Here is an 8753-nt window from a genome sequence, read left to right as displayed (position 1 = left end):
AGAATATATAAATACAGTATGCAAAGCACTAAGAGAAAATCATGATAAGATAGATGAATTAATAAATAAGCATGCCAAAAATTGGACAGTAGATAGAATGCCAAAGGTAGATGTGTCTATACTTAGATTATCAGTGTGTGAAATAGTTTATTTAGACACTCCTAATAAAGTATCAATAAATGAAGCTGTGGAACTTGCAAAGATATATTGTGATGATAAATCTCCTAAATTTATAAATGGAATATTAGGAAGTGTTGTTGATGAAATTGGACAATAATATAATAATTGGAATTGATACTAGCTGCTATACTACTTCTATAGCAGCTATCTCTTTAGAGAAGAAAGTTATTTTTAATGAAAAAATAATGCTAGAAGTAAAGGCAAATTCAAAAGGATTAAGACAGAGTGAAGCTGTGTTTCAACATGTAAATAATTTAGGATTACTTAGTGATAGAATAAAATCATTTGGGAATAAATTTGTCATAGAAGGAGTTTGTTCATCTATTAAGCCTAGACCAGTTGAAAATTCATACATGCCTGTATTTAATGTTGGATACAATTTTGGAAAGTTACTATCAAGTATACATGGATGTAAATTTTATGAAACTACTCATCAGGAAAATCATATTGAGGCGAGTTTATTAAATAGTAAATTGAAAAATAATAACAAGTTTATTTCTGTCCATATGTCAGGTGGCACGACAGAGATACTTTTAATAACTAAGCATGATAATAATTATGATACAAATGACAAAGATTTAGATGTAATAACCAAAATAAGTACTAAAACAAATTTAGATGCAATAGCTAAAATAAATACTAAAAAAGATGATAAAAGTAAGTTATATAATAATTTTGGATATAATATAAATATAATTGGAGGAAGTAAAGATATTAGCTTTGGGCAACTTATAGATAGAATAGGTGTAAAGCTAGGATATAAATTTCCTTCAGGAAAATATCTAGATGAAAATGCTTTAAATTGTAATCTTAAAATAGAAAGTGGTCTAAAAACTTCTGTAAAAGAGGGCTATATGAATTTATCTGGATTAGAAAATCAGGTGAATAAAATTATAGATGACAATAGAGATGATATTAACAAAGATAAAAAAGAATATATATCTAAATTAGTGCTGGATTCAGTAGTTAGAAACATGTTTAAATCTTTAATATATTTATGTGAAGCTTACAATGTAGAAGAAGTAGTTTTTGCAGGTGGAGTTTCTGCAAGTAAGTATGTACTCAAAGAATTAAGTTTAAAACTAAGAAAAAATTGTATAAAAGCTCATTTTACAGAGCCACAATATTCAACTGATAATGCTGTTGGGTGTGCTATAATAGGATTGAATAACTTTTTAGGAGAAAAAATATGAAACTAAGAGCTTTAGATATAAGTGAAGCAAATTCATATATTAAAAGAATTTTAATAAATGACCCAATACTTTCTAATCTTAAAGTTAAGGGAGAAATTTCTAATTTTAAAATACATAGTAGTGGAAATGTTTATTTATCATTAAAGGATGAAACTTCAAAGCTAAACTGTGTAATTTTTAAAAGTAATTTTAATCGTAATCTAAAATTAGACAATGGAGTGAAGGTTGTAGCTAGTGGATATATATCAGTCTATGAAAGAGATGGTGCATATCAACTATATATTAATGAAATTGAAATAGAGGGAATTGGGAATTTACACATAGAATTTAATAAATTAAAAGAAAAACTTAATAAGGAAGGTTTATTTGACTCCAAATACAAAATACCTATACCTAAAATGCCAAATTCAATTGGAGTTATAACATCTCCAACAGGAGCTGTTATAAGAGACATAATAAATGTAATAAAAAGAAGATATCCAAAGGTCAATATAAAGCTTTATCCAGTAACTGTTCAAGGAGATAAGTCAGCAGAAGAAATATGTGAAGCAATTAGATTTTTTAATCATATGAAGAATGTGGATACAATTATAGTTGGTAGAGGCGGGGGTTCAATAGAAGAACTTTGGTCTTTTAATGATGAAATGGTAGCAAGAGAAGTTTTTAACTCTCAAATCCCAATAATATCAGCAGTTGGGCATGAAACTGATTTTACTATTTGTGATTTTGTGTCGGATATGAGAGCACCGACACCATCAGCAGCAGCTGAGATTGCAACTCCATCATTAGATGACATAAAATATAAACTTGGGAATATAAAAAGCAGATTGAACAAGTCTCTTATAAACCAAGTTGAATTAGACCAATACAAGTTAGAATCAGTGTTTAATAAAATAAATAACTATTTAGATTCTTACACAATAAAAGATAAAGTTATACAATTAGATAAAATATATGATAAAATAATTTTTGGAATAGAAAATAATTTAAAATTAGAAGATGAAAAATTAATAAAGGTTGGAGCATTACTTCATAACCTAAGTCCATTAGCTACTATGGACAGAGGTTATAGTATCGTTCAAAAAAACGGAAAAGTAATAAATAGTATAAAAAGATTGAAAACTGAAGATAACATAGATATAGTATTAAAAGATGGAAATTTAGAATGTATAATAGATAAAATTGAAAATAAAGAGGTATAATATGAATTTAACCTATGAAGAAGCTTACAAAAGATTGGAGAGCATTTTAAATGAGCTAGAATCTAAAAATGCTAGCTTAGATGAATCTTTAAGCTTATATGAAGAAGGAATTAGTCTTTATAAACATTGTAATAAGCTTTTGGATGATGCCAAATTAAAAATAAGTAAATTTAATCAATTAGGAATAGAAGAGGATTTTAGAATAGAGGAGGAATAAAAGTGGAATTTAAACAACGTTTGAAAGAAAAAGCAAGTTTTATAGAAGATGTACTTAAAGATTATATGCCAAAAGAAGAAGGTTATCAAAAAACTGTTATTGAGGCTATGAACTACAGCTTGAGTGCTGGAGGTAAGAGATTAAGACCAATACTTACATTAGAAGCCTGTAAGGTAGTTGGAGGAAATGAAGAAGAAGCTATACCTTTTGCTATTGCAATTGAAATGATACATACATACTCACTTATACATGATGACTTACCAGCTCTTGACAATGATGATTTAAGAAGAGGAAGACCAACAAATCATAAGGTATATGGAGAAGCAATGGGAATTTTAGCAGGAGATGCTTTGTTGAACTATGCTTTTGAAGTTATGCTTGCAGGTTCAATAAATAAAGAAAATCCAGAAAAATATCTAAAAGCTATAAATGAAATTGCTAAAGGTGCTGGAATATATGGAATGATAGGTGGGCAAGTAGTAGATGTAGAAAGCGAAAATAAACAAATTGAAAAAGAAAAATTAGATTATATACATATGAATAAAACTGCTGCAATGATGGTTGGATGTATGAGAGCAGGAGCAACTATAGGTGGAGCAAATTCAGAACAAATGGAAGAAATAACTAAATATGCAAAAAATATCGGATTATCATTCCAGATAGTAGATGATATACTAGATATAGTGGGAGATGAAGCAAAACTAGGGAAAAAAGTTGGAAGTGATATAGAGAATCATAAATCAACATATCCATCTCTTTTAGGATTAGATAAATCTAAAGAAATTGCACATAATTTAATAGATGAGGCAAAGAAGAGTATAGAAAAATTATCTGACAATGTAGATTTTTTAAAGGGATTGGCTGAATATATAATAGATAGAGAATATTAAAATATACAGCTAAAATCGAGGAGGGAAAAATGGACTTTTTTTCGGAGATTTTTAACAATGGGGCTTTGGGAATAAGTCTTATTGCTTGTTTCTTAGCACAATTCATAAAGATATTTACTGGCAAGGGAAAGAGAATTGAGTTTTCAAGAATACTCATTTCAGGAGGTATGCCTAGTTCTCATAGTTCTTTTGTTACAAGTTTAGCTACAGTGGTAGGTATTGAAAAAGGGTTTAATTCTACTGATTTTGCTATAATTACTGTGCTTGCACTGATTATAATGTATGATGCAGCAGGTGTTAGACGTGCTGTTGGTAAACAAGCTACTATATTAAATCAGATGGTAGCAGACCTTCAACATGGAAAGCATATAGAACAGAAGAAATTAAAAGAATTAATAGGTCACACACCACTAGAGGTTTGGTTTGGAGCTTTACTTGGTATAGTAACAGCTTTAATATTGATGTAAATTTAAAATTTACAAAATAAAAGGTGAGGATAATATGTATAAATATTTAGATAAAGTAGATTCTCCAAAAGATATAAAAAATATGAGCATAGAAGAAATGGATTTACTTGCAAAGGATATAAGAAAATTTTTAGTAAAATCTGTTTCCAAGACAGGAGGACACTTAGCTTCTAACTTAGGTGTAGTTGAGTTAACATTAGCACTTCATAAAGTGTTTGACAGCCCTAAAGATAAAATCGTGTGGGATGTAGGACATCAGTCTTATGTTCACAAAATGGTTACTGGAAGAAAAGATTGTTTTGTATCTTTAAGACAATTCAATGGACTAAGTGGTTTTCCAAAGGAGAGTGAAAGTCCTCATGATATTTTCGACACAGGACATAGCAGTACATCTATTTCTGTGGCAACAGGTATTGCCTGTGCTAGAGATATAAAAAAAGAAAACTATAGTGTTATATCTGTAATTGGAGATGGTTCTATAACTGGAGGTATGGCACTTGAAGCTTTAAATCAATTGGGATATATAAATACTAATATGATAGTAATCCTTAATGATAATGAGATGTCCATAGATAAAAATGTTGGTGGAATGTCTAAATATCTATCAAGTATCATAAGAAATTCAACAGTTGTTAAAATGACAGATGAAGTTGATAAAATTTTAAATGTTACATCGACAGGTGAAATTTTATCTAAGACTGCACATAGGTTTAAGGATAAATTAATATATAGTTTTTCTCCTCAAGATTGTTCATTTTTTGATTCATTAGGTATAAAATATTATGGTCCTATAGACGGTCATAATACTAAAGAATTAATAGAAACACTTAGAAAAGCTAAGTATAAAAAAGGACCTGTTCTTTTACATGTTATTACAAAAAAAGGAAAAGGATATAAATTTGCAGAGGAGCAACCTGATAAGTATCATGGAGTATCAAAGTTTGATATAAAGACAGGTGTGACATCTTCCAAAGTTAAGTCTATGTCAACTAGTGTTGGTGAAAAATTGGTTGAGATGGCTAGCAAAAATGAAGAAATAGTAGCAATAACGGCTGCAATGCCATCTGGAACAGGGTTAAACTTATTTGAAAGTGCTTACCCGAAAAGATATTATGATGTTGGTATAGCTGAACAACATGCAACAGGGTTTGCGGCAGGACTTGCAAAAAATGGTATGAAGCCTTATTTTGCTGTATATTCATCATTTTTGCAAAGAGCATATGACCAAATTATTCATGATGTATGTATAACAAAAAAACCAGTTACTTTTCTTATAGATAGGGCTGGTCTAGTTGGAAATGATGGTGAAACTCATCATGGTATGTTTGATTTAAGTTACTTAAATTCTATTCCAAATATTGTAGTAATGGCTCCAAAAGATACAAGAGAAATGGAACTTATGATGGATTTATCATTAAAATTAGACTCTCCATTGGCAATTAGATATCCAAGAGGAAATAGTTACTATCTAAATAAAGGAGAATACAAAGACATTAAGTTAGGTAAATATGAGATATTAGATGAAGGACAAGATACAGTCATACTTTCTATTGGAAATATGGTGAAACATGCTCTAGAAGCTAAAGAAATATTATCAGAAGAAGGTATAAATCCAACAATAGTTAATGCTAGATTTTTGAAGCCAATGGATGAAGATATGTTGCATACTTTATTTAAGAATCATAAAAATGTAGTTACAATAGAAGATAATGTCATTACTGGTGGGTTTGGAAGTAGAATAAGTAAATTTATTATAGATAATGGATATAAGGTAAATATACTTAACATAGCAATACCAGAAGAGTTTATAAAACATGGCAATGCAGATGAACTGTATAATTTTGTAGGATTATCACCAAAGTGCATTGCTGAGAAAATAAGAAAATTAATATAAATAATATGATTAAAATTAATATAAAATTTAAAATTTGTCACTTAGAATAAATATCGAGTGTGTTACTTTAAGCTACTTTAGTCAATATTAAAGTAGCTTTTAACAGAAAGGTAATTTTATGAAGAAAAGAATAGATTTATTGTTAGTAGAGCAAGGACATTTTGAAAGTAGAGAAAGAGCTAAAAAAGCAATAATGGCTGGGTTAGTTTTTGTTGATAATCAAAGATGTGATAAGGCAGGTACAGAAGTAAAAGAGGATTGTGCTATAGAAGTAAAAGGAAACCCAATACCATACGTTAGTAGAGGTGGGTTAAAGCTTGAAAAAGCAATGAAAAACTTCGACTTAACTATTGATGGAAAAGTTTGTATGGATATAGGAGCATCTACAGGTGGTTTTACAGACTGCATGCTAAAAAATGGAGCTATAAAAGTATTTTCTATAGATGTTGGTTATGGTCAGCTTGCGTGGAAATTGAGACAAGATGATAGAGTTGTGTGCATGGAAAGAACAAACATAAGGAATGTAACAATAGAAGATACAAAACAATTTGCAGATTTTGCATCGATTGATGTATCTTTTATATCATTGAAACTAGTACTTCCAAAAGCAAAAGAATTAGTTATCCATAATGGACAAATTGTAGCTTTGATAAAACCTCAGTTTGAGGCAGGAAGAGAAAAGGTAGGTAAAAAAGGTGTAGTTAGAGAAAAATCTACACATATAGAAGTTATAAAAATGATTTCTGATTTTTCAGTTCAAAATGGATTTGAAATTTTAGGATTGGATTTTTCTCCAATTAAGGGTCCAGAAGGAAATATAGAATATTTAATTCATTTAAAAAATGGAAATGAAGGATATGAATTTGATAGTGATATGTATGACAAAAAAATAGTAGAAGTCGTTGATGCTTCTCATAATTTAGATAAATAGAATAAAAGGGGGCTTAGACTTGATCCTCGAATTATATATGAAAAATTGTGCCTTAGTTGAAGAACTAAGGCTGGGTATTGATAAAAACTTAAATATACTTACAGGTGAAACTGGTTCAGGAAAATCTATAATAATAGATGCACTTGGGCTTTGTCTAGGTGAGAAATATGATAGGTCTTTTCTAAGAAAAGGTACAGATAAGGGACTTGTTGAAGCTATATTTTTCTCAGATAACGTATATCTAAAAAAAATATTAGATGATAATGATATAAGTATAGAAGATGATAATTTACTGGTTATAACTAGACTGATATATTCAGATGGAAAAAGCACTGCTAGAGTAAATGGAAGGACTGTTAAAGTATCTTTTCTAAAGGAAATTGCATCTACACTTATAGATATACATGGTCAACATCAAAATCAAGCTTTATTTAATAAAGATACACACTTAAAATTTTTAGACCTATTTGGAGAAAATGAATTAGATAAGTTTAAAGTTGATTATAGAAAAGTGTATTACAAATATAGTGAAGTAAAGAAGGCTTTGAATTCTTTAACAGAAAATAAGGATGATATGCAGATTCAACGAGAAATAGATTTATTAAGATTTCAAATAAATGAAATTGAGGCTGCAAATTTAAATAAAAATGAATATGAAGATTTACTAAAACAAAGAGATGTGTATAGAAATAGTGAAAAGATATATAATAATTTAAATTTAAGTTATAGTAAATTACATAATGGTGAATATAATGTTATTGACTTGATAGGTATTGCATCTAAAGAGCTTAATGATATATCTAAATATGACAGTGTTTTAAGTGAATACAGTGAAACTATAGAAAGAATAATGTATGAACTACAAGATATATCTGGTGATATAAGAAATTACAAAGATAATATAGATTTTGAGCCTTATGAATTAGAACAGATTGAACTTAGAATTGATGAGATTAACAACTTAAGAAGAAAATATGGAGATAGTATAGAAGCTATATTTGAATATTATGAAAAGACAAAAGATAGACTGGATGAGATATTAAATAGAGATGAAAGAGTTGAACAACTAAAAAATCAATTAATAAAAATAGAAGAAGATTTAAAAATAAAAGCCAGCAAATTGACTAAAGCAAGAAATAAAGTGGCAATTCAATTAGAGGGAATACTTCTTGATGAATTAAAAAGTTTAAATATGAAAAATGTAATGTTCAAAGTTAATTTTGAAGAAAGTTCATTTACCTTAAATGGAATAGATGATATTGAATTTATGATATCTTTTAATTTAGGGGAAGATATTAAACCTATATATAAAGTTGCATCAGGCGGTGAAATGTCTAGATTTATGTTGGCATTTAAGACTATATTGGCTGATATAGATGATATAGATACTTTAGTGTTTGACGAAATAGATACAGGGATAAGTGGTATAGCTGCACAAATTGTTGGTGAGAAATTGAGTGATATAGCGAAGAAAAAACAAATAATATGTATAACTCATTTACCTCAAATTGCTGCAAATGCAGATACTCATTATTGTATAGAAAAAGATACTTCAAATAATAGAACATTTACAAATGTTAAGAAATTAAATCAATCTCAAAGAAAAAATGAAATTGCAAGACTTATAGCAGGTAATAATATAACAGAAAAAACTATAGAACATGCAAGCGAAATTATTGAAATGGCTAAAAAGAGTTAGTGTAAAAGCTTATTTTAAATAGATGTAGAGAATATTATATGGATACTTTACATCTATTTTTTATGATGAAAGTATTTTAA

At 28.6% G+C, this 8753-nt stretch carries 9 protein-coding genes; all 9 read left to right on the top strand.

Annotated elements, in window-relative coordinates; genetic code table 11:
- Positions 1-277 (top strand): transcription antitermination factor NusB (gene nusB / locus KGF50_RS18475; protein ID WP_227849420.1); only part of this gene is annotated, 277 nt, incomplete at its 5' end.
- The gene (locus tag KGF50_RS18470) at positions 261-1373 is read left to right on the top strand and encodes an O-sialoglycoprotein endopeptidase (protein WP_227849419.1); all 1113 of its coding nucleotides are present in this window, start codon (positions 261-263) and stop codon (positions 1371-1373) included. The genes nusB and KGF50_RS18470, both read left to right, overlap by 17 nt.
- On the top strand, positions 1370-2575 hold the full coding sequence (gene xseA / locus KGF50_RS18465) for an exodeoxyribonuclease VII large subunit (protein ID WP_227849418.1): 1206 nt from the start codon (positions 1370-1372) through the stop codon (positions 2573-2575). Before KGF50_RS18470 ends, xseA begins: the two co-directional genes overlap by 4 nt.
- 1 nt (position 2576) lies before the next feature.
- On the top strand, positions 2577-2792 hold the full coding sequence (gene xseB, locus KGF50_RS18460; protein WP_227434125.1) for an exodeoxyribonuclease VII small subunit: 216 nt from the start codon (positions 2577-2579) through the stop codon (positions 2790-2792).
- 2 nt (positions 2793-2794) lie between these two features.
- On the top strand, positions 2795-3682 hold the full coding sequence (locus tag KGF50_RS18455; RefSeq protein ID WP_227849417.1) for a polyprenyl synthetase family protein: 888 nt from the start codon (positions 2795-2797) through the stop codon (positions 3680-3682).
- 29 nt (positions 3683-3711) lie between these two features.
- The gene (locus tag KGF50_RS18450) at positions 3712-4149 is read left to right on the top strand and encodes a divergent PAP2 family protein (RefSeq protein WP_227840560.1); all 438 of its coding nucleotides are present in this window, start codon (positions 3712-3714) and stop codon (positions 4147-4149) included.
- A gap of 34 nt (positions 4150-4183) precedes the next feature.
- Positions 4184-6043: a 1-deoxy-D-xylulose-5-phosphate synthase gene (dxs, locus tag KGF50_RS18445; RefSeq protein ID WP_227849416.1), complete on the top strand. Its 1860-nt coding sequence runs from the start codon at positions 4184-4186 to the stop codon at positions 6041-6043.
- 118 nt (positions 6044-6161) lie between these two features.
- Positions 6162-6974: a TlyA family RNA methyltransferase gene (locus KGF50_RS18440; RefSeq protein ID WP_227849415.1), complete on the top strand. Its 813-nt coding sequence runs from the start codon at positions 6162-6164 to the stop codon at positions 6972-6974.
- 19 nt (positions 6975-6993) lie between these two features.
- On the top strand, positions 6994-8673 hold the full coding sequence (recN, locus tag KGF50_RS18435) for a DNA repair protein RecN (RefSeq protein ID WP_227849414.1): 1680 nt from the start codon (positions 6994-6996) through the stop codon (positions 8671-8673).
- Positions 8674-8753: the final 80 nt, after the last annotated feature.

It is taken from the genome of Clostridioides sp. ZZV15-6598, from assembly GCF_020657705.1.
In the GTDB taxonomy this organism is placed as follows: domain Bacteria; phylum Bacillota; class Clostridia; order Peptostreptococcales; family Peptostreptococcaceae; genus Clostridioides; species Clostridioides difficile_F.
The sequence above is the reverse complement of the archived record's forward strand: the minus strand, read 5'-3'. Positions and strand labels throughout refer to the sequence as shown.